Origin of the sequence: Photorhabdus viridis, from assembly GCF_040256935.1 — a bacterium.
In the GTDB taxonomy this organism is placed as follows: domain Bacteria; phylum Pseudomonadota; class Gammaproteobacteria; order Enterobacterales; family Enterobacteriaceae; genus Photorhabdus; species Photorhabdus viridis.
On record NZ_JBEJZY010000018.1, the window covers coordinates 58,663 to 79,881 of the forward strand.

The following is a 21,219-nucleotide window of genomic DNA, read 5'->3' on the forward strand; positions in this document are numbered from 1 at the left end:
GGCAGGTTTTTTTATGGAGTTTCCCCATGCCCGTATCAACCGAATCCAGAACCGGCGATTTATCCGAAACATTGAAAGCCATAAACCATTCTCTTTCTTCTCAGCTCAGAGTAGCGATACCCGGCATTATTCAATCGTTTAATGCGGATGCGGTCACGTGTGTTGTTCAGCCTGCCATTAAAAGCGGTATCGCGGATTCTGAGGGGAAAACTACCTCGGTATCCTTACCGCTATTAGTGGACGTGCCGGTTATATTCCCAAGGGGAGGTGGCGTGACGTTAACCTTCCCGATAAGAGCCGGTGATGAATGTCTGGTCATATTTGCTGACCGTTGTATCGATTTCTGGTGGCAATCTGGCGGCGTACAGGAACCGGCAGATGACCGACAGCACAGCTTATCTGATGCCTTTGCTATTATCGGCCCGCAGTCTCAGCAGCGAAAAATAACAGGCATTAGCACTCACACCGTGCAACTGAGAACAGATGATGGTGCAGCGTATATTGAACTTGATCCCAATAGTCATAATGTCACGGTTATCACACCGGCAAAACTCATTGCTACTGCCAATGGCGGTACCGAAATCACTTCACCTGAAATCGTCCTGAATGGCAACGTCACCATTAACGGTAACTTATCACAAGGCATGGGCGCTGGTGGCGGCTCCGCAACCATGCAAGGCCCAGTCACCGTGAGTAACGATGTGACAGCAGGTGGAATAAGCCTTAAAAACCATGTTCATAGTGGCGTGCAATCAGGCGGTAGCAAGACGGGAGGCCCTCAGTGAGATATCGACGTGAAGACGAGAACGGGGATTACAGTTTCGGACAAGGGGATAATACGTTTCTGACGAATTCGCCCGAAGCCGTTGCACTGGCAGTCAAAACCCGGCTGGCGCTATGGCGCGGGGATTGGTTTCTGGATATGAAAGAGGGTACCCCTTACGTACAGTCCGTGCTTGGAAAACAGCGATCTGATGTTTATATCCTTGCCGTTCGTGACCGAATATTAAAAACTAAAGGTGTTAAGTCGATCCTTTCATTTGATACCCGTAACGATGGTACGACACGCCGCCTCACCTTCACCGCCACTATCGATACCTTATACGGCCAAATCACGGTAACAAGCGAGGCATAATGTTAAATCTAGATACGTTAGGGCTTGCGGCCTCAGTGACTGCGAGCGGCATCAGTGCGCCTGATTACCAAACCATTTTGAGTAAAGTCACTGAGTTTACTCGTCAGATATACGGTGCTGATGCTTATTTGGAACCTGATAGCAAAGATGGCCAGATGCTGGCAATTTATGCGCTGGCTATTCACGATGCTAATAATGCCGTTATCGCGGCTTATAACTCGTTTAGTCCTGCATCGGCGACTGGTGCAGCGCTAGCTAACAATGTCAGGATAAACGGGATAACCCGGCACAAATCCACATACTCAACAGTAGACGTGAAGCTAATCGGTACCGTTGGCGCGGTTGTGAAAAATGGCATTGTTCGTGACATTAACGGCTATAGCTGGAGCCTTCCCGCAAGTGTAGCTATTGGGATACACGGCTTTGTTATCACTACTGCGACGTGTCAAACGAAAGGCAATGTCACCGCGTTAGTTGGAGATGTTTCCATCATTGGCACCCCAACGCAGGGCTGGCAAAGTGTTACAAATCCTTCAGCCACTACGTCCGGCCAGCCGATTGAGTCGGATACGGCATTGAGAGAACGGCAACGGAAATCTGTAGCGCTGCCATCAAGAACCGTGCTAGACGGGATCCAAGGCGCCATTAGCCTGATACCCGGTGTTGTTCGTCGGCGTGGGTTTGAGAACGACACAAACGTGACGGACAACAACGGCATTCCGCCTCATTCTATAGCAATGATAGTCGATGGGGGTGACGCTAAATTAATCGCTCAAACTATCGAAACGAAAAAAGGACCGGGAGCAGGCACGTTTGGCGATACTGAGATAAAAGTTGCGGATAGCTATGGCATTCTTCACCCGATTCATTTCTCACGCCCGAAAGATGTTCCTGTCTTCGTTGAAATAACTTTGACTGCATTCGAGGGATATACAACACTGGTGGGTGATAGAATTCGGTCTGCAATAGCGAGTTATATCGATGCTCAGTTAATTGGTGATAATGTTTATTTGAGTCGTTTATTTTCTCCCGCTAATTTACGCGATGAAGAGGGCTTAACTTATGATATTTTTGAAATACAAATCGGCAGGTCCGAAGATGACGTATCACCGAGCAATTTAATTGTGACATTTGATGAAGCGGTTACCTGTAAACCGGAACACATCAAATTGATAGCGAGGTGAAAATGAGAGATTATTTATCCCTTATCACCCCTCAGCACAGAACTGCAAATAAATTTGTTACCCATATCGATTTCATTACCCGGCCACTATCTGACATTATTAACGCCGCACAGCTCCTGAACAGTCAATTTTCTATTGATGAAGCTGTTGGGATTCAATTAGATGCTGTTGGGGAATGGATTGGCATATCCCGTTATGTTAAAACGCCGATTGTCGGGGTGTATTTTGCGTTTGATACGGAAGGAGTTGGATTAGATGAAGGGAGCTGGAAACGGCAATATGACTCTGATTCCGGTTTTACTGAATTAGACGATGAAACTTACCGAACAATATTACGTTCTAAAATAAGAGCCAATCACTGGGACGGTACAAATGAAATGTTGGCCGAAATTTATCAGGGCGTTATTCCTGACGAGTCAGTGTTAATATTCTTCGTTGATAACCAAGATATGAGCATGGATGTTTATGTTACTGGGGGAGTCGTGCCCGAAGTTGTCAAAGCGGTAATTCAGCAAGGCTATTTAAATATTAAGCCGGGTGCGGTCAGAGTTAATAATTATACCAACTCGGAAAATCAGGGGGTTATTTTTGGTTTCGATTCAGACAGTAAATATATTGCCGGATTTGACACTGGCGGTTGGCCCATTCTATTAAATTAAGAGTAAAACAATGGCGAAGAATGAATTTTTAACCTTCGGAATGGCTGAAGGTGCTAATGTATTATCAAATGAAGAGTATGCAGCATTAGCGGCAAGAGTTAACGGATTTAGCGCCGGTGTTGCCAAGTCCCGCGAGCTAAATAAAGCATGGCGTCAGTCATCTATTATTACCCATATTCTTGCTGATTTTATCGCAAAAGAATCGGGTAATGATGTTCTGGATAATGGGAATATCGATGCACTGAAAAGTAACATGGCATTAGCAATTAAAAATGCGTTACCAGAAGTACGCGACGCCTCACTTACAGAGAAAGGCATAATACAGTTAAGTAATGCAACTGATAGCACAAGCGAAAGACTTGCTGCGACTCCACGAGCCGTAAAATATGCTTATGACTTAGCGAGCGCTGCAAACACTAACGCAACAAATGCAAACAACAACGCAAACACTAAGCTCGCTAAATCCCAGAACGGCGCAGATATTCCTGATAAAAATGCGTTTATAAAAAACCTCGGTTTAGCGGAAACGGTGGAGAGGGCGAATAATGCGGTGCCAAGTGGCAGGAGAATTAACGGAAAATCTCTGGTCGGGGATATCAGTTTGAGTGCAGGGGATGTGGGGGCGTTTAAACTCGGATTAACAGGGACATATTCTGTTAATAATCAAGTCCCTTGGAACGTGGATACAGGGTTATATGATTTGCAGCGTCCGGGAGACAGCCAGCTTGTTGCTCACTTCTATAACGGAGTTGGAAGTTGCCCAGCATTTCAGTTAAGAGTGGATTACAGAAACAGAGGAATATCTTATCGCTCTGCTCGTGATAGTTACGGGTTCGAGGAAGATTGGGCCAGTATCTATACAACAAAAAACAAGCCCTCTGCTGAAGATGTGGGGGCTTTACCGATTTCGAGTACATTAAGCGCTCAAACAGGCACATTAAGAATCAATAACGCCTCGAATTATCCGAATATCGAATTCAGAGCAGCAAACAAGCATTTTATCGGTATTGAAGGAACCGGCGGCGATTATTTGACAATATACGCTAATAATGAAAACGGCAATCGCAGATATACCTTATTAACACCAGCGAAAGACGGCACGTTAGCAACACTCGATAATATCAACATCCCTGTAGGCTCCCCCATCCCGTGGCCGCAACCAAATCCCCCATCAGGTTACCTGACGTGCAACGGCCAGGCATTTAATAAATCCCTATATCCGCAATTGGCGGCAGCATACCCATCAGGAACACTGCCCGATTTGCGTGGTGAGTTTATTCGGGGGTGGGATGATGGGCGTGGTGTGGATAGTGGTCGCGGGATTTTGTCTTATCAAGAAGGGCAAGCGCCGGTATCGGCGATTAAGGGTTATTGGGACAACAACTGGAACAATGGTACACGTCGAGATACGGGGTTTTCAGCAGCGACGGGAACAAATAACGGCAGTTTTCATACTATCATCCAAGAATATGAAAATCAGAGAGAAACCCGCCCCCGCAACATCGCATTTAACTATATAGTGAGAGCAGCATAATGACAGAACAGAAATACTCTTTAGAACATGAAACAGCCGTATTGGGTAAAGATGGTTTGGCAATTCAGGCAGGCTGGATAAAGGTTTATCACTCGAATCAGATAACGAGAGAATTCACGATCTCTAATATTGAATATGTGATGCTCGGTGTCAGCTTATCGGCAGGAGCTTATTCCGATGCGCCAGAGCTGCCGAAATCTGATGACAAGGCTGTTTGCCGCAGTGAAGATAAAAGCCGCTGGGAAATCCTCCCAGACTACCGGGGAAAGACAGCTTACGATACACAAACTCGTCAAAAACGTGAGATAACGGGGATCGGTGAGCTACCCGACACGCTCACGTTTAAGAAGCCGCCCACCGACTTTGATAAGTGGAATGGTAAAGAGTGGGTAGTTGATAAAGACTTACTCAAGTCTCATCAAATCAATGAAGCAAAACAACAGCAGGCAGCACTATTACAACAAGCAAATAATACACTCTCATTGCTACAGGACTCGGTTGACTTAGAAGTCGCTACCGATGCAGATAAAGAAGCACTGCTCGAATGGAAAAAGTATCGTGTGTTACTCACTCGTGTAGATGTGAACCAAGCGCCTGATGTTGAGTGGCCTGAAGTGCCGAAGTAAATTGAAAGCCGGGTGACCGGCTTATATGCCTCACTGATAGTATCGATACAAGTACCGCTATGGGCCGGTTCTTCTTTCATGTGATGAGCGCTCTGGCTGAAATGGAACGTGAACTGATAGTTGAAAGGACAAATGCGGGATTAGTAGCCGCTCGTGCTCAGGGAAGGATTGGTGGCAGACCAGTGTCACTGTCAGCTGAAGACAGAAAACAAGCAAAAAGACTGCTAGCCAATGGCCATAGCAGGAAAGAATTGGCGTTAATTTACAATGCCTCTCTTTCTACTGTGTATAAGTATTTGCCGGTTGAATAGTATAAAACCCATTGCTATACCTTGTATGGGGTGCTTTTATCGTTTGTACATAAACGTGTGCATGATTTGTTTTTTGATTGATATAAGTCTATTTAACAAATTGTTTTATATTAATATTTTAATTTATTAATTATTTGTCGCAGGGACATGCTGGAATGGATCCCCCAATTGGTGGAACTCTTGAATGCGGGGTATAATACAACCGAACAGCGCAATGTGGTGTTAAGCTATATTTTACTGAATGGGCATACGCTGGATCTCTCACACTTTGTCCATCAACTGATTGAACAATCTCCGGAGCATGAAACGATGTTGATGACTATTGCAGAACAGCTTGAACAAAAAGGGCTTGAGCGAGGTATTGAGCAAGGCCGAGAGGAAGGTATTGAACTAGGCCGAGAGGAAGGTAAAGTGGAAGGTAAAGTGGAAACGGCTCGAGCCTTGTTACGGCATGGCGTCAGCCTGGATATTATTGTCACCAGTACCGGACTGAGCCGGGATAAAATTGAAGCGTTAAAGCATTAAATTAATCTTCTCTTTATATAGCAAAATGCCGATATTCAAAATCGGCATTTTTGTTCTTATTTATACCCTATGGATTTCAAGATGCATCGCGACGGCAAGGGAGCGAATCCCCAAGCTTACTGCTCCTATAACGATTTGTATAATCATACTTATCTATCGATTTTTTTATCATCAATTAATCGATAAAATAGAAAATAATTATCCATTCATAATTTCCCTAGCCCCAAAACCAAATAAAACCGTGTCAATACCTAAAATGGTTAACCTCTGCCATATCAATTAATAACAATCACCATTCATTAATTAATATTCCCCTTAAAGATTCATTGATTATAATCATTTTGCATTATTAATGATTACTAAAATAATCATTTATCAAAAATTTATCATTATGAATGATAACCCACATAAATAAGGTTGCTGCGGTAGCTATACCCATAGCTCAATGCCAGCAAAAACAAGGCGATAGCGCTTTTCTTATCTTCTAAACGTAAATAACTAATCAAGGAAAAAATTATGGCTACTACTCCAGAACAAATCGCTGTTGACTATCCGATTCCTGTTTATCGGTTTGTTGTCTCAATCGGTGATGAAAAAATCCCTTTTAATAGCGTTTCAGGGCTCGATATTAATTATGATGTCATCGAATATAAGGATGGCACCGGTAATTACTATAAGATGCCGGGTCAACGTCAGGCGATCAATATTACGCTGCGTAAAGGTATCTTCTCCGGTGATACGAAACTGTTCGACTGGCTTAATTCCATCCAGCTTAATCAGGTTGAGAAAAAAGATATTTCAATCAGCCTGACTAACGAAGCCGGTACTGAAACTTTAATGACCTGGAACGTGGCAAATACTTTCCCAACCTCTTTAACCTCCCCTGCTTTTGATGCCGCCAGCAATGAAGTTGCCGTTCAGGAAATTAGCCTGACAGCCGATCGAGTCACTATTCAAGCGTCTTAAGTCTTTAAGGCCCACTTTATAAAGCTGTTTACGCAAAATATTGCACAATAATTGGAGGCGACATGCCAACATATTCATATCCCGGCGTCTATATTGAAGAAGATGCTTCACCGTCACTCTCTGTCCGCTCCGGTGCGACAGCCGTGCCTGTTTTTGCTGTTGCCGTTGCTGCCGACGGCGATAAAGATAAAAATTCATTTTTACCAAATGATGCTTCTACCCGAATTAATAGCTGGCTGGAATATCTGACACTAAAAGATGGACAATTTGATCCTGCTAATACGCTTGATATCTCACTGCGCGCTTATTTTATCAACGGTGGCGGATATTGCTATCTGGTCAAAACCACAGATTTAGAAAAACAAGTTCCAAAACTCGACGATGTCACATTACTGGTTGCCGCCGGAGAAAATATCAATGAGGTGACGGGAAAACTGTGTAAACCAGGCAAAGGATTATTCACCATTTTTGATGGTCCAAAAGATCAAATAACTTCGGTTCAAAAACCAGACGAACTCCTCGAGTCTTATTCCCCTACTCCTTATGGCGCAGTTTATTACCCTTACCTGACCGCTGAATGGGGAGAGAAGAAAGCCCCGGTTGATATTCCACCCAGCGCAGTGATGGCCGGTATTTATGCCAGTGTCGATAACAGCCGGGGAGTCTGGCAAGCACCAGCTAATGTGGCGATTCAAGGAGGATTGCAACCTAAATACCCGGTAACCGATGATCTGCAAGCACAATATAACCAGGGTAAGGCGCTGAATATGATCCGTACCTTTCCTAAAAGCGGCACGCTGGTCTGGGGAGCCAGAACCCTTGAGGACACAGATAACTGGCGTTATATCCCGGTTCGCCGTCTGTTTAACAGCGCAGAGCGGGATATTAAAAACGCCATGAACTTCGCGGTCTTTGAGCCCAACAGCCAACCCACCTGGAAAGCCGTGCAACGAGCTATCGATAACTATCTCTATGGCCTCTGGCAGCAAGGCGGCTTGATGGGCAATAAAGCCGAACAGGCTTACTTTGTTCAAATCGGCAAAGGCGTCACCATGACCGATGATGATATCAAGCAGGGCAAAATGATCGTCAAAGTGGGTCTGGCCGCTGTTCGCCCAGCCGAATTTATTATCTTGCAGTTCACTCAGAATATCGCTCAATAATTGGAGGCAATATGCCAACAACACCAACTTATCCTGGCGTCTATATTGAAGAAGATGCCTCACTGGCGCTTTCTGTCAGTCATGGAAACACCGCTATACCCGTTTTTATTGGTCGTTTCTCACCCAAAAAAACCAACACTCCCCCACAAGTGACTCGCATTAGTAGCTGGCTGGATTTTACTCATCTGTTTAATGTGAGTTGTGTTACGTCAGTAGCCATTAAATCAACCAAATCAACTGAAGAACCGGTAGAACCTGAAACAACCGAAGGCAATGCAGAAGTCAAGAACGATACAAACACAGAAGTGGTCGCCGCAGCAAAAGCCACGACTCCCAATGCAGACGATAAAGACCCTGTCTACAGTTACGAGGTCAATGTCGGTACCTACACCACAAGCAGTAACGCTTTAAAACTTTATTTCCAAAATAGCGGCGGTCCTTGTTATATCCTGCCAATTGCTGATACCAGCGATAGCAACACGTTGGCATTAATCCCTGAGTTAATTGAGCAAGCTTTAGAAATTACCTTAATCGTCTGCCCTGAACAGGATACTTCTTATCAGAGTACGATATATGGCAACCTGGCCCCTTTACTCAAGGCCGGATATTTTCTTATCGCCGACAACCAAGATAAAACAACCGCGCTCAATGTTAGCGAGCCATCACAAACCGCAACCTATTATCCAGCAGTTAAAGTCTCACAACTTATTCAAGCAGAAGATAGTTTGATCGCAGTTTCAGGTTACGAGGATGCGGCATCAAACGAAGTTAAAAATCTGGCGCAACTCAAAGAGAAGAATCCAGATGTCTATCAACAGGCTGTTGATGCAATACAGAGCATAAGCAACATTATTCCTGCCAGCGCAATCATGGCGGGCGTGTATAGCGCCACTGATGCCAGCCGTGGCGTCTGGAAAGCGCCGGCGAATGTTGTTCTCAACGGCATTAGTGATGTAGCCGAACGGCTCACTGAAGATGAGCAAGGTACCATGAACCAAAAAGGTATCAATGCTATCCGCTATTTCACCAACAAAGGTTTTGTCGTCTGGGGTACGCGTACCCTGCAAGATGATGACAACTGGCGCTACATTCCGGTTCGGCGTTTATTTAATAGCGCAGAACGGGATATCAAGCAGGCAATGCGATTTGCTGTCTTTGAACCCAATAGCCAGCCTACTTGGGAACGCGTTCGGTCAGCCATTGACAACTATCTCCATCAACTCTGGCAACAAGGCGCGCTGGCCGGTAATAACCCGCAAGAAGCCTATTTTGTTCAGATTGGTCAGGGTATCACCATGTCCGACACTGACATTAAACAAGGGAAAATGATCGTCAAAGTGGGGATGGCGGCGGTACGTCCGGCGGAGTTTATTATCCTGCAATTTTCGCAAAATGTAGCACAGTAACCGTACTGAGACGCGGTTAAACACCGCGTCTATTCAGTCGTTGAGGAGACGATAATGGTCATAAAACAGCCCGGCGTCACAGTAACGGAGAACCTGATATCTCAGAAACAGGATAATGCATTTATCGGTGTACCGGTTTTTATTGGTTATACCCAACCGGCCAAAAATAGCCATGTCAGCGATAAAATCGCCGTCAAGCTTACCAGCCTGGCCGATTTTACCTTGTCATTTGAGGGATCGGGATTGATGTACTATTCAGTGCGTCACTTCTTTGAAAATGGTGGTCAGCAAGCCTATGTATTACCGCTGGGAACAGATAAACCACTAAACGATTTTCAATCGTTGACCACCACATTGCAACAGGGTTGGGTTAAACAAGCGATTACCGCAGAGAGTGCAATCACGCTGATTGTCGTCCCTGATCTTGTCTACCTTAATCAGATGGATGATCCTGATTCAAACATCGTTCAACACGACAAAATTCAATTCTGGCTGGAGTCCTGGCAATCGGTACTCGATCTTTGCAAGAGCCGACGCGGCATGATGGGGTTGCTGGATGCCCCGGATAATCCTGGATTGGCCGGGAAATGTTTAACGCAGTTTTCTTCAAGTGATCGACAATGGGGCGCCGTATACTGGCCTAGGTTAAACAGCGCCTATCTGGATTACGCGCAAAATACTGTCGTGCTTTCACCTACTGCGGCGGTTGCTGCCGTCATCCAGCGTAACGATAATCAAATGGCCGTCTGGAATGCACCCGCTAATGTCGCGTTAGCCAAAGTGATCAGTCCGATGCGCGCTTATATTGAAGCCGATGCGCTCTTTAATCCCAATGGCACTTCGTTGAATCTGGTTCGCAGCTTCCCCGGCAAAGGGATTAAAATCTGGGGATGCCGCACCTTGGACAACACACCCGGCTCTCCCTGGCGCTATATTCAAACCCGCCGTCTGGTTTCCTATATCGAAGCCCATATGACCCAACTGGGCCGCGCTTTTGTTTTTGAACCCAATAACGCTATCACCTGGATGAAGTTTAAAGGTCAGGCTTATAACTGGCTGCGTCAGTTATGGTTAAAAGGCGGACTGCGAGGCACACAGGAAGATCAAGCATTTGAAATATTACTAGGCATTGATGAATCAATGAGCGAAGCCGATCTGCGAGCCGGGAAAATGATCATGAAAATCAGGCTATCAGTATTAATTCCAGCGGAGTTTATCGAACTGAGCCTGACATTTGATACCCGTTCCGGAATCACCCGTTAAATCAAGCAGGGGAAAAATATGAACAATTTATACACCCCGTCGGTGTCACACCGTTTTATCGCCAGTTTTCTTTTTAATAATATCCCCAGCCCACTCGATATCGCCTTCCAGCGTATATCGGGCCTCAGCCGTGAGCTACAAACCAGCCAACACAGCCAGGGCGGGGAAAATGCCAGAAATATCTGGCTGGCTGAGAAGATCCAGCACGGCAGTCTGGTGCTGGAGCGCGGTGTGATGACCGTGACGCCACTCACTTTGGTGTTTGATCGCGTCCTGCGCGGTGAAAAAGCGGTTTATGCCGATGTCGTCATTATGCTGCTGAATGAAAATTCCATCCCCGTGGCAAGCTGGACGTTAAGTAACGCCCTGCCGGTTCGCTGGTCCACCAGCGACTTTGATGCCAATAGCAACACCGTTTTGGTGAACTCCCTGGAATTACGTTATCAGGATATGCGCTGGTTAGGAGTGAAAGTATGACTGTCGAAATTAAAGAACTGATTATTCAGGCCAAAGTCACCGATGCAACGAATAACCCTGCCTCTCCACGGTCATTAGTTCAGGAAACGTTGGATAACGCCCGTCTGATTGAGATAGTGAAACGGGAAGTACTGGACGCATTACGTGAAACAGGAGGCCATTATGAGCTTAATTGAACGCAATCTGTCCAAACTTACCCTCACCGCCTTCAAAGACCGGGAAGGGAAAACCGCCGTGGGCAGTTTACAGGCGATGTACAACCCCGATGCCATCCAGCTTGATTATCAAACCCGCTATCACCAGGATGAAAGCGTTAACAGCGCCAGCCAGAGCAGCCGTTATGTGTTATCTCAACCCGCTGGCCTGTCGTTAATCCTGCTGTTTGATGCCACGATGCCCGGCAACAATACGCCGGTAGAAAAACAACTGGCGACGTTGAAAGCCCTGTGTGCGGTGGATGCCAGCACCAAAGCGCCCCACTTTCTAAAAATCAAATGGGGCAAAATGCGCTGGGAAAATAAAGGCTATTTTGCTGGCCGGGCCAGCGGCCTCAGCATTGATTACACCCTGTTTGACCGGGACGCCACCCCACTGCGGGCCAGCGCCACGTTATCTCTGGTGGCGGACGAAAGCTTCGTTATTCAGGCCACCGAGCAGCAATTAAAATCACCGCCGGTCACTGCGGTCAGCGTAACCGATATGCTCTCTCTGCCGTTGATCGCCTTAGGCGCTGGCGCTTCTCTGGCAGGCGGTATTGATTATCTCTCTCTGGCCTGGCAAAACGGGCTGGATAATCTTGACGATTTCACCCCCGGACAAACGCTGCAAGCCAAGGGGGATGTATGAAAATACCTGCAATAACCATCAAGATAGGCGGCAAAGCGCTCAATCAACTTACTGTTATCAGCCTGACAGTCAGCCATCATATCAATGGCATTCCTGCGGTTAACATCACTCTGGGGATCGCCGGTGATGCCAGCCATATTTTTGACGCTAAAGCTCAGGCTGAACTGGCAAGTTGCCGCCCGAATCATGAACTTATCGTGCAGATGCAAAAAACCGTGTTGTTTAAGGGGATCATCGTTCGACAAACGCTTGGGCTTAAAGGTCAGGACAGCATCATCACTCTGACAGCCAAACATCCGTTGCAAAAATTAACTCATAACTTCCACTCACAACTCTTCAGCAAACAGAGTGATGAAGCAATTATCAGAAAGCTATTCAGCCAAACAGGTGTACCGGTAACGATAAAACAAGCGCCTCAGCTCAAAACGGTGCATGAGCAAATGGTGCAGTTCCGCTGTAATGACTGGACCTTCCTAAAAAACCGACTGGTTGCCGCCAATACCTGGCTGCTGCCCGGCAATGACGCCGTGACGCTGGTCACTCCTGAATCGCTGAATCAGTCAACCGTGCATAGGATCCACCCGCGAGCCAACGCTCAGGATGTGGTGCTATTTGAGGCCAATCTGCAATGGGATAACCAGCGCAGCCCGAAAACAGTGAGTGTTCAATCCTGGGATATCAGCCAACAAAAATTATCGCAGGCAAATCAGGCAAAAAGCAGTGGCCTTGGCCATGGTCAACTCACCGCAGATAATCTGCAACCACTGACCGGTCAGGAGTGGCAATGGGTTTTCAGTTATCCGCTGGATAACGGACAAGCCAAACATCTTGCTCAAGGCATCCTGAATAACCGGCGAAATCATAACGTCTCCGGCAATTTTGAAGTTGAGGGCAGTGATCGTTATCAACCGGGCCATATCCTGGCATTAAGCGGCTTTGGTCAAGGGATGGATGGTCAGGGGATTATCACCGGCGTGATTCAGACCATTAATCAGCGACAAGGCTGGCGCACCCGGCTAACCCTGGGCCTGTTGCCGGAAACCGAGCAGGTTGTACCGCCGGTTAAAGAGCTGCATGTGGGTATCGTGGAAAAATACCAAAAAGATAACCAATCGTTGGGACGTATTCCGGTCAGGATCCCCGCCTTAAGCTTAACCAACGGTGTACTTTTTGCCCGCTTAGGTAAACCTTATGCCAGCCACGAAAGCGGATTCTGCTTCTACCCTGAACCGGGGGATGAGGTCATTATCGGCTTCTTTGAATGCGATCCCCGTTTCCCGGTGATATTAGGCTCCATGCACAACCCGAAAAATAAAGCGCCGATAGAACCCAGTGAAAAAAATCAAACGAAAACTCTGGTCATCAAACAAGGAGATAACCAACAGGAATTAATCTTCGACCATAAAGATAAAACGCTCACACTCAATAGCGGAAAAAATACGTTATCGCTGCAACAGGATAAAGATATCACGCTTAATTCCACTCAGAATCTCATGATTAATGCCCAGGAAATTAACCTACAGGCGGAAAAATCCCTGTCAGCCACGGGAAAATCCGGGGTCGATATTAAAGGTGCGAAAATTAACTTAACACAATAATAAGGCAATACGATGACAGACAAAATATTAGCCGATATTTATGGCCGAGGCTGGGCATTTCCGCCACAGTTTTCGATAAAAGATGATTCTCATCCTGAAATGCCCACCGGCGTCACCATCGCGGAAGGCGCAGAGAATGTTCGCCAGAATATGAAAATCCTTTTTCTCACCGAACCCGGCGAACGGATTATGCGTGAAAATTACGGCTGTGGCCTGAATGATTATCTGTTTGCCAATATCAGTGACGAATTGATGGCAGAGATTCAAACCCGGATTGAAGAGCGGGTACTGCGCTATGAACCGCGCGCAAATATTACCGAGATTCAAGTGAACCAGAGAATAGATTTGCCTAATACCTTGCATATTCAGGTCACTTACGCCCTGAGAGGCAGCGAAATCAGCCAGCAACTTGAAGGTATCCTTGAAGTTAGCGAGGGCCAGTTACGGGTGAACCTATGAGTAAACAACTAGTCGTTGATGGCGACAATTTGCTGTTCGAACCGCTATTCGGCAACCGGCAGGTCACTATTCTGGGACCGGCAACCATCCGGGGCAGCGGACATGCTCAAATTCAGGGCAAAAAGATCGCGATTGTCGGCGATGAAAAAAAGGTCCAACTCCAGGCGCAATATATTACCCCCAGCCACCCGGTACCCGGCATGGGAATGGTCACCATTACTCAGTTGGATGCCAGCCAGCAGGCGAACTTTTGCCGCAGCCCTGCCACGGTTATTATTATCGGCCAGCAATTTATCGCCCGTTTTACCCCGTCACAACCGGCGACTAATCCATCAGGCCCGGATATCACAACGCCAAGTATGGGCAAAGGCCGTTTTATTGCCAGTCAATATATTGTCAGTGCCGGGTAAATAATTCCCTTCAATCTTATTTTTAAATAACAACGCTCTCCTGAAAATCTATCAGGAATATTCGAATAACAGGTGGTATAAATATGGGACAGGCCGAGTTAGATAATAAACTCTCTGCTATTGTGCCGGATACTGCGTTTAAACTTGATGAAAGAAGTACGCTGGATATTTTAAACTGGCTTAAAGCCTACGCTGAAAACATCCCTTTCGATCAAGCCAAAAATCAGTTCTGGGACAGTTTCTATTTTATTCAGGAAAATCATCCGCAGCAATTAGCGGATATTTACCAAAACATTAATCAAGCGGATGGATCTTTACCGGCACATCAAGCTTTTATATTGGCTTTTTTAAAGCTATTAGAAACAACCAACCGATTATTAAATACTTTTCCAGCACGACACCGTGATCTTTATTACCGGGAATTATTGGGATTGGAACCCAAAAAAGCTCAAGCAGATAAAGTTGCTATCGGAATTACTCTGAATACGGACAACCCAGAATTTCTGGTAGCCCAGGGAACGCTGTTTGATGCGGGGCAAGACAATACCGGTAATCCGTTACAATATGCATCTGAGACGGATTTACTGGCGAATCAGGGAAAATTAACCGATCTGCGTTGGTATCGGAAAGATGGCAATGTCTGGAAATCAGCAATACTATTAAGTGACTCAGACAACATTGAATTCCCCAAAAACGGTATTCAACTTTTTAGCGAAACATCCAATGATCTTGAGGTTCAACCTGACCACCTGAATTGGGGTGAAGCAAATATATCGTCATTAACCCATGACACATTCTACTTAGGCTTCACCAATGTATTACCGGGACAAACTTTATCTTTATACTGGCAATTAGAAGGGGTTAAAGAACTTAATTTATCTTGGTCTTATCTAAATCAGAAAAATATCTGGCAGCCAATCAATCAACTGGTCCACGACCAAACCCGTAACCTATTTGACCGGGGGATCTGGCGCACACTATTGCCACTGGATACGTCAAATCAGGCAGCCTTGATGCCAGCGGGACGGTACTGGTTGAAAGCAGAGATAACCAATGAGGTTAAAGCCCAGGATTACCCACGAATTAAAGGCATCCTGTATAACGCCGTCACCGCTAGGTTAATCAACGCAGAAACCATTGAGCAGGATCACTTCATCACCGGATTAGCCGCAGAAAGCATTAAACAGCCAGTCAACGCATCCGTTGCCATCAGTGGTGTGACTCAACCTTGGCTATCTTGGGATGGTCACCCAAAAGAAACCTCACAAATTTTCCTGACGCGGATCCCGGCCCGGTTATCTCACCGTAACCGGGTGTTGAGCTGGGGAAACATTGTCACCTTGTTAAAAGAGCAGTTTGTCAGCCTATTTGATGTCAAATACCCTTCTGCCAGTGAGTTAACTAAAATCCCAGCGCCGAAAGAACAACAACTGATTGTGATCCCCAACAGTCGCTACAAAGATAACGATGATGCACTGCGTCCAGAGTTGAACCCAGCCCGGCTGACAGAGATGATCGAATGGGTAAGCCAATTAAGCAGCCCCTGGACAACGATTAAGATCAATCACCCAAAATACATTAACGTCAATGTCAATTATCAAGTGAAATTTATTTCAGGTATTAACCCCGCCTATGGTCACCATCAGCTACAGCAGGAACTCAGCCGAAAATATATGCCGTGGGGAGAAAATACGGCTATCGGCGTGGCGACAGGTAACCACATTGATTATTACCCGTTATTAGCCGCCATCCAACAATCCCCTCTGGTTGAACGGGTCACGGATTTAACTTTGGAAAAAGTTATCCCGCCGGCGAGCAATACCAGCGCAACTAAAGATGACCCATCCACCCCTGCCGTAGGCAACAGTATCGGGGCCGCCGATGATGAAGTGCTGATTTTAGTCTGGCCAAACTCAACCCAAGGAGTTAACAATGAATAATCAGGACGCCCTGTTTCCCATCGTCAAAAATGACATTACCTTTGATGCCTTACTCACTCAGGCCAAAACGGTTATTGAGCAACAATCCGGCCAATGCTGGAGCAATACCAGTGAAAATGATCCCGGTATTACCTTATTAGAAGCGTGTTGTTATGGCGCCTCCGATCTGGCTTACCGTCACTCATTACCACTCAAAGATCTGCTTACGCCGAAAAAAGAAGAGCAGATATCCGGCGACGGTATTTTCCCTAAAGAGTTCGGTCCGCAACAAATACTGACGTGTGGCCCCATCACTGCGGAAGATTATCGTCGGGCTTTACTGGACTTACATAGCAGCGACACAGTTAATGAAACAAGTGAAGGTTATTTTTTCTTTAACGATGTACAGCTCATTCGTGAACCTGACAATCAACGCTATGAATATTGGTACAACAAAGAGAAACGTGAATACAGCTTTAAAAATTCCGGAGCAGATAGCCAATTAGCCCTAAGAGGAAACTACTGGCTTTATTTACTGCCCAGCCGGGAAACGGAAGATAATAAAACACTGGCTCAAGAGCGGCTGAAAGATTTCCTAAAAGATAATCGGAATTTGGGAGAATCCGTCAGTAACATTATCTGGCTAAAACCAACGGATTTCTTATTACAGCTTGATATTGAGCTGGACGACGATGTTAAAGATATTGCCGATATCTTCGCCAAAGTCTATATGACAACGGAACAGATGGTATTGGCAAAACCATTACGCTATACCACCCAAGTCATGAAAGAACAAGGTTACAGTAATGAAGAGATATTTTCCGGCCCTTATTTACATCACGGCTGGATACCGGAATTACCTCAAGCCAAAGATTACACCAACTCTACCGTATTAAATCTAAGCCGCTTGGTTAATCAGTTACTGGCAATTAAAGGGATACAAAGCATTACCCGATTCACATTAGGCGAGCACGATGGCAATATTTCTCCATGCCAGAAAGATAATTGGTCCTGGAAAATCGCGCAGGGATACTACCCCAGACTCTGGAAAAAAGATCCATTAACATTAATTACCTCACCAACCGGCCCACTCACTATTACTGCCAAAGGCGGGGTTAAAGTTGTCGTATCTAAGCCACAAGTGGAAGAAAAAATAATTGCAGAACCTCTGATTGATATCCAACCTGAATTACTGGGCTGGGGCAAACATCGTAAAGTCTTGGATTATTACCCGGTAAGCAATAAATTACCTGCCTGCTATGGCTTGCAAACTTACGCCAATACTCAACAGCAAATACAGTTACATCAATTTATGCTGCCTTTTGAACAAATGCTGGCTAATGGCTGCGCTGAACTCGCTCTGTTGCCGAAACTGTTGGCGTTTAAACAACGGGGAGAAGCAGTATACGGCGTGCAATGGCCTTTTAAAGATAATACGGTCAGCCAGAACGTTCATCAAAATATCGTGTCCGATTTAATGACCAGACTAAGTCATGATTCACAAATCTATATTGATGATATTCAAGAACAAGACTATGCAAATTATGCAAAAGAGCTGACGATTCTGAATTATCTGTTGGGCTATTTTGGTACTCAACGCGCAGCCAGACCATTGACGCTCGATCCACAGGATTTTCTCTCTACCCAGCGCGGCTATCTGGCTCAACAACCAGAGCTGACCTATCAACGTAATAATATTCGTATTGATAAAGTATCGGCACTGCAAAAACGGATTGCGGCCCGGTTGGGTTTAGGCGGGGAATGCTTCAGCGACACGCCCGATCTGGCTGAACTGCCTTTCTATTTGATTGAGCATCGCCAATTATTGCCGATAAAACCCGACGCAACATTCGATATTAAGCAAAAACCTGATTCTCTGGAAATTGAAGATGACCAATTAAAGATCACACAGAAAAATTCAGCGGGCCGGTTATTACAAGGCCAAGTGATTAATCTGATTATCATTGAAGATGACCGAGAATTTACGTTACGGGGCCAAATGATCACCGAGGCGACAGGAGATACATTCTCTCTTGGAATTCGTAACAGCACGGATCTGGAGCACAATCTGCACAGGGTGCAACGGGCATTTGATGATGGCAAACTGCGCTGGCAAAATAGCCCAGTGTGGCTGGAAGATATGGATTATCAACTGGTTTACGCCAGTGAAACCTATCAAAATGCTGCCGAAGATGAACGTTGGATTACCTCCAGCGCCCAAAGCCCCTTCCCTGCAATGATCAAAGTAAATGACGAAATCACGCTGAAATATGTCATTACACCCGCTGGGCCATCCCAAAAAATATCAGCTCGTACAGTTCGCACCGAACCTAAATCCGAATATGAACTCAAGGCGCGCGTAATTAAATTTGATCGCATTAAGGGTAAAATATTAATTAAACGCAACAAAGATTCACAGAATAACTTTCCATTAGAAGCAGAAGCTTGGCGTTATCGCTGGTATTTCTCCAGCGAAGAATATGCTTTAGCTGATCGCTTTTCATTTGTAGTGAGCGTCGTGATTAACCGCCAACTCATTGAGAATGAACTTGTTGATCCTTACAAACTGGAATCTTGGGTGAAAACTGAGATTTTAGCTGAATTCCCCGCTCATATTTCCATGATTATTCACTGGCTTTCAGAGGAACATTTCGAAGATTTTACCAGCACCTATAAACGCTGGCAAAATAATGACGCGCCTTTAGGGGATGAGGCATACCATATATTAGAAACCTTAACCCTGGGACGTCTGCCTTCTGCCGCAACAGGTATTGGCAGTATGCGAATCGCCACCGAACAGCAGCGTATTGAGGTGGTTGGCGAATCTGAGGATAAATGGAACGAAGACGTCATAAAATCCAATCAGCTCCTGTATGTGCCTTATACTAAAAGGGTAGTCCGGGTAGATATTGACCTTAATAAAGAGAATGATCAAGCCACTGTTGTCTCCGAATTTCTGTATCAACCTGTAGATAATAAAGGAAAACTGGTTTTCTTAACCGATGATAATAAAATAGGACCTGAATATGCGGTACAGGAATCAACTAATACATGGTCAGATTACTATATCAAAGTTAAGAAAAACAAAAATGGTATTATTACCGATGAGATATTGCATATTAAAGGAAGAAAAAAAGTAGGCGTTAACTTATCATGGAAAGCAATGAATTTATATGATCTCCCGGCAGGAAATAGCTGGTCATTCTATTATGGATTTGTATTAGGCGATAATCAGGATCTTTCTGGCGCATTATTCTATACCGAAAAACCTCTCATTTTATCACTAAATTACATATCTGATCTTCATGACCTTAAAGGAGAAACACGGACAAAATTTGGCTTTCATTTTATTTATGATGGAAATAAAATATAAAATAGGCCCCTCATTTATTCCCGAATCATAATATTTTAAGAATTTCTCTATTATTTAAATATATCTTAGTGTAATAGCACACATAATATAAGGTGATAAAAATGGTAAAAAAATATAATCTGTTCAGTGCAGAACTTAATCTGGAAAATACTGATCTTAAATCCAGTTCCCCATCAGCAGATGATCTAAAAAAGCGTTTTAAAGAAGGCAGTATTCCATTACAAACCGATTATGCCGACTTGATTAATATTGCGGATATGGGCCGCAAAGCCGTTGGTAAAGCACCCGGTCAGACTGATAATCCAAATTCAGCCCTGAAACTGGATGATGCCGGTGCCTTGTCGGTAAAATTTAACGCCAACGGCGGCCTAAAAGCAGATAAAGATGGATTAAGTGTCAAAATTAAGGATAAAAGCTTATTAGTTGACACTAACGGATTAGCAGTTAATGCCGGCAGAGGGATAAGAATTAATAACGATAAACTTGAAGTCGATAATCATCATGGTATCGAAATAGTTAATGAAGGAGTAAAAGTTAAAGCAGGTAACGGCATTAAAGTAGACAGTAACGGTGTCAGTTTAAATATTGGGAAAACCAACAATTCCCGTTATTCTCCATTAACACTACAAAATAATATTTTTTCTGTACAACTTAATGATGGTCTGGTTGACAAAACCGGAGGAATAACCGTTGGTCAGGGTGATGGCATTATTGTAGGTAACCAGACAGTGTCAGTCAAACCTGGTGATGGTATCACTGTTGATTCAAACGGCGTCAGTATTGATCCCAACAAAGTACTCCCCAAAGGAATGATTGTGATGTTTTCTGGCAATAGCGCTCCTACAGGATGGGCATTATGTGATGGTAAGAATGATACACCAGATTTAATCGATCGGTTTATTTTAGGTGGGAATTTTTCTGGTATTAATGGAAAGAGTAATGACAAAGCTTCAGGTAGTATCAATGCTAAAGAGTTCAAAATAAGCACAACAAATAAAAAACTCACGGTCACAATAAAAGGCACAAAACTCTCCCTAAGCCAAATACCAGAACACAAACATATCGGGGGAATGGCTTACTATAATGGTACAGGCTCAAGATATGGCGATATTAAAGAGACAAAAGAAAGCAAACAAATTGATAATAACCCCGGTAAACTTGATTTTATGAGCGCTACAATAGGTGGAAAAAGAAACCTTTTTTCAGGAAACGATGTTAGCCCTCATTACCTTTACACATCTAGTACTGGGAATGGGGGGGAACACACCCATGCTGTTGATGCTAATGCTAATATTATTCCCCCTTATTATATTCTTGCTTTTATTATGAAGCTTTAATTAGGCTCAACACAAATAAACTTAAACC

Annotated in this window: 19 protein-coding genes and 2 pseudogenes; all 21 read left to right on the plus strand. The window is 44.8% G+C overall.

Annotation, left to right across the window (positions count from 1 at the left end):
• Positions 1-26: 26 nt before the first annotated feature.
• The 21 genes and pseudogenes from ABR397_RS09850 to ABR397_RS09950 all read left to right on the plus strand — a co-directional run bounded on the left by ABR397_RS09850 (position 27) and on the right by ABR397_RS09950 (position 21,191).
• A complete protein-coding gene (locus ABR397_RS09850; RefSeq protein WP_350305596.1) occupies positions 27-785 on the plus strand; it encodes a phage baseplate assembly protein V in 759 nt (252 codons plus the stop codon).
• Positions 782-1,135 carry a hypothetical protein gene (locus ABR397_RS09855; RefSeq protein WP_149616217.1) on the plus strand — a complete coding sequence of 118 codons (354 nt, stop codon included), beginning with the start codon at positions 782-784 and terminating at the stop codon, positions 1,133-1,135. The genes ABR397_RS09850 and ABR397_RS09855 overlap by 4 nt, the downstream gene beginning before the upstream one ends.
• The gene (locus ABR397_RS09860; protein WP_350305597.1) at positions 1,135-2,319 is read left to right on the plus strand and encodes a baseplate J/gp47 family protein; all 1,185 of its coding nucleotides are present in this window, start codon (positions 1,135-1,137) and stop codon (positions 2,317-2,319) included. Before ABR397_RS09855 ends, ABR397_RS09860 begins: the two co-directional genes overlap by 1 nt.
• Before the next feature lie 2 nt (positions 2,320-2,321).
• Positions 2,322-2,978, plus strand: coding sequence for a DUF2612 domain-containing protein (locus ABR397_RS09865; protein WP_350305598.1), 657 nt, complete (start codon positions 2,322-2,324; stop codon positions 2,976-2,978).
• Positions 2,979-2,988: 10 nt separating this feature from the next.
• Positions 2,989-4,512: a phage tail protein gene (locus tag ABR397_RS09870; protein WP_350305599.1), complete on the plus strand. Its 1,524-nt coding sequence runs from the start codon at positions 2,989-2,991 to the stop codon at positions 4,510-4,512.
• The gene (locus ABR397_RS09875; protein WP_350305600.1) at positions 4,512-5,138 is read left to right on the plus strand and encodes a tail fiber assembly protein; all 627 of its coding nucleotides are present in this window, start codon (positions 4,512-4,514) and stop codon (positions 5,136-5,138) included. The genes ABR397_RS09870 and ABR397_RS09875 overlap by 1 nt, the downstream gene beginning before the upstream one ends.
• A 29-nt stretch (positions 5,139-5,167) precedes the next feature.
• Positions 5,168-5,449 (plus strand): annotated as a pseudogene (locus ABR397_RS09880) (recombinase family protein); the annotation flags it as partial.
• A gap of 141 nt (positions 5,450-5,590) precedes the next feature.
• A pseudogene (locus tag ABR397_RS09885) lies at positions 5,591-5,974 on the plus strand (ISNCY family transposase); the annotation flags it as partial.
• A 516-nt stretch (positions 5,975-6,490) separates the two neighbouring features.
• Positions 6,491-6,940 (plus strand): phage tail protein, encoded by a 450-nt coding sequence (locus ABR397_RS09890; RefSeq protein WP_350305601.1) that lies wholly within the window; start codon positions 6,491-6,493, stop codon positions 6,938-6,940.
• Between the two features lie 62 nt (positions 6,941-7,002).
• Complete coding sequence (locus ABR397_RS09895; protein ID WP_350305602.1) at positions 7,003-8,103, plus strand: phage tail sheath family protein; 1,101 nt, start codon at positions 7,003-7,005, stop codon at positions 8,101-8,103.
• Positions 8,104-8,114: 11 nt separating this feature from the next.
• Positions 8,115-9,509 (plus strand): phage tail sheath family protein, encoded by a 1,395-nt coding sequence (locus tag ABR397_RS09900; RefSeq protein ID WP_350305603.1) that lies wholly within the window; start codon positions 8,115-8,117, stop codon positions 9,507-9,509.
• Positions 9,510-9,563: 54 nt separating this feature from the next.
• Positions 9,564-10,772 (plus strand): phage tail sheath C-terminal domain-containing protein, encoded by a 1,209-nt coding sequence (locus tag ABR397_RS09905; RefSeq protein WP_350305604.1) that lies wholly within the window; start codon positions 9,564-9,566, stop codon positions 10,770-10,772.
• Positions 10,773-10,790: 18 nt separating this feature from the next.
• Positions 10,791-11,249, plus strand: a complete 459-nt coding sequence (locus ABR397_RS09910; RefSeq protein WP_350305605.1) for a phage tail protein — start codon at positions 10,791-10,793, stop codon at positions 11,247-11,249.
• Positions 11,246-11,425: a DUF5908 family protein gene (locus tag ABR397_RS09915; protein ID WP_350305606.1), complete on the plus strand. Its 180-nt coding sequence runs from the start codon at positions 11,246-11,248 to the stop codon at positions 11,423-11,425. Before ABR397_RS09910 ends, ABR397_RS09915 begins: the two co-directional genes overlap by 4 nt.
• Complete coding sequence (locus ABR397_RS09920) at positions 11,412-12,095, plus strand: CIS tube protein (RefSeq protein ID WP_350305607.1); 684 nt, start codon at positions 11,412-11,414, stop codon at positions 12,093-12,095. The genes ABR397_RS09915 and ABR397_RS09920 overlap by 14 nt, the downstream gene beginning before the upstream one ends.
• Positions 12,092-13,693 carry a phage baseplate assembly protein V gene (locus tag ABR397_RS09925; protein WP_350305608.1) on the plus strand — a complete coding sequence of 534 codons (1,602 nt, stop codon included), beginning with the start codon at positions 12,092-12,094 and terminating at the stop codon, positions 13,691-13,693. The genes ABR397_RS09920 and ABR397_RS09925 overlap by 4 nt, the downstream gene beginning before the upstream one ends.
• A gap of 12 nt (positions 13,694-13,705) precedes the next feature.
• Entirely contained in the window at positions 13,706-14,152 is a 447-nt protein-coding gene (locus ABR397_RS09930; RefSeq protein ID WP_350305609.1) for a GPW/gp25 family protein, read from the plus strand.
• Positions 14,149-14,562: a hypothetical protein gene (locus ABR397_RS09935; protein ID WP_350305610.1), complete on the plus strand. Its 414-nt coding sequence runs from the start codon at positions 14,149-14,151 to the stop codon at positions 14,560-14,562. Before ABR397_RS09930 ends, ABR397_RS09935 begins: the two co-directional genes overlap by 4 nt.
• A gap of 83 nt (positions 14,563-14,645) precedes the next feature.
• On the plus strand, positions 14,646-16,502 hold the full coding sequence (locus ABR397_RS09940; RefSeq protein WP_350305611.1) for a hypothetical protein: 1,857 nt from the start codon (positions 14,646-14,648) through the stop codon (positions 16,500-16,502).
• The gene (locus ABR397_RS09945) at positions 16,495-19,854 is read left to right on the plus strand and encodes a hypothetical protein (protein WP_350305612.1); all 3,360 of its coding nucleotides are present in this window, start codon (positions 16,495-16,497) and stop codon (positions 19,852-19,854) included. Before ABR397_RS09940 ends, ABR397_RS09945 begins: the two co-directional genes overlap by 8 nt.
• Positions 19,855-19,955: 101 nt before the next feature.
• A complete protein-coding gene (locus ABR397_RS09950; protein WP_350305613.1) occupies positions 19,956-21,191 on the plus strand; it encodes a tail fiber protein in 1,236 nt (411 codons plus the stop codon).
• Positions 21,192-21,219 lie beyond the last annotated feature (28 nt).

Bases quoted from the DNA above. Each gene is read 5' to 3' on its own strand.
- ABR397_RS09945 (WP_350305612.1), top strand. From the start codon at position 16,495: ATGAATAATCAGGACGCCCTGTTTCCCATCGTCAAAAATGACATTACC.
- ABR397_RS09950 (WP_350305613.1), top strand. From the start codon at position 19,956: ATGGTAAAAAAATATAATCTGTTCAGTGCAGAACTTAATCTGGAAAAT.
- ABR397_RS09915 (WP_350305606.1), top strand. From the start codon at position 11,246: ATGACTGTCGAAATTAAAGAACTGATTATTCAGGCCAAAGTCACCGAT.
- ABR397_RS09930 (WP_350305609.1), top strand. From the start codon at position 13,706: ATGACAGACAAAATATTAGCCGATATTTATGGCCGAGGCTGGGCATTT.
- ABR397_RS09900 (WP_350305603.1), top strand. From the start codon at position 8,115: ATGCCAACAACACCAACTTATCCTGGCGTCTATATTGAAGAAGATGCC.
- ABR397_RS09940 (WP_350305611.1), top strand. From the start codon at position 14,646: ATGGGACAGGCCGAGTTAGATAATAAACTCTCTGCTATTGTGCCGGAT.
- ABR397_RS09905 (WP_350305604.1), top strand. From the start codon at position 9,564: ATGGTCATAAAACAGCCCGGCGTCACAGTAACGGAGAACCTGATATCT.
- ABR397_RS09890 (WP_350305601.1), top strand. From the start codon at position 6,491: ATGGCTACTACTCCAGAACAAATCGCTGTTGACTATCCGATTCCTGTT.
- ABR397_RS09850 (WP_350305596.1), top strand. From the start codon at position 27: ATGCCCGTATCAACCGAATCCAGAACCGGCGATTTATCCGAAACATTG.
- ABR397_RS09860 (WP_350305597.1), top strand. From the start codon at position 1,135: ATGTTAAATCTAGATACGTTAGGGCTTGCGGCCTCAGTGACTGCGAGC.
- ABR397_RS09920 (WP_350305607.1), top strand. From the start codon at position 11,412: ATGAGCTTAATTGAACGCAATCTGTCCAAACTTACCCTCACCGCCTTC.
- ABR397_RS09910 (WP_350305605.1), top strand. From the start codon at position 10,791: ATGAACAATTTATACACCCCGTCGGTGTCACACCGTTTTATCGCCAGT.
- ABR397_RS09875 (WP_350305600.1), top strand. From the start codon at position 4,512: ATGACAGAACAGAAATACTCTTTAGAACATGAAACAGCCGTATTGGGT.
- ABR397_RS09925 (WP_350305608.1), top strand. From the start codon at position 12,092: ATGAAAATACCTGCAATAACCATCAAGATAGGCGGCAAAGCGCTCAAT.
- ABR397_RS09870 (WP_350305599.1), top strand. From the start codon at position 2,989: ATGGCGAAGAATGAATTTTTAACCTTCGGAATGGCTGAAGGTGCTAAT.
- ABR397_RS09865 (WP_350305598.1), top strand. From the start codon at position 2,322: ATGAGAGATTATTTATCCCTTATCACCCCTCAGCACAGAACTGCAAAT.
- ABR397_RS09935 (WP_350305610.1), top strand. From the start codon at position 14,149: ATGAGTAAACAACTAGTCGTTGATGGCGACAATTTGCTGTTCGAACCG.
- ABR397_RS09895 (WP_350305602.1), top strand. From the start codon at position 7,003: ATGCCAACATATTCATATCCCGGCGTCTATATTGAAGAAGATGCTTCA.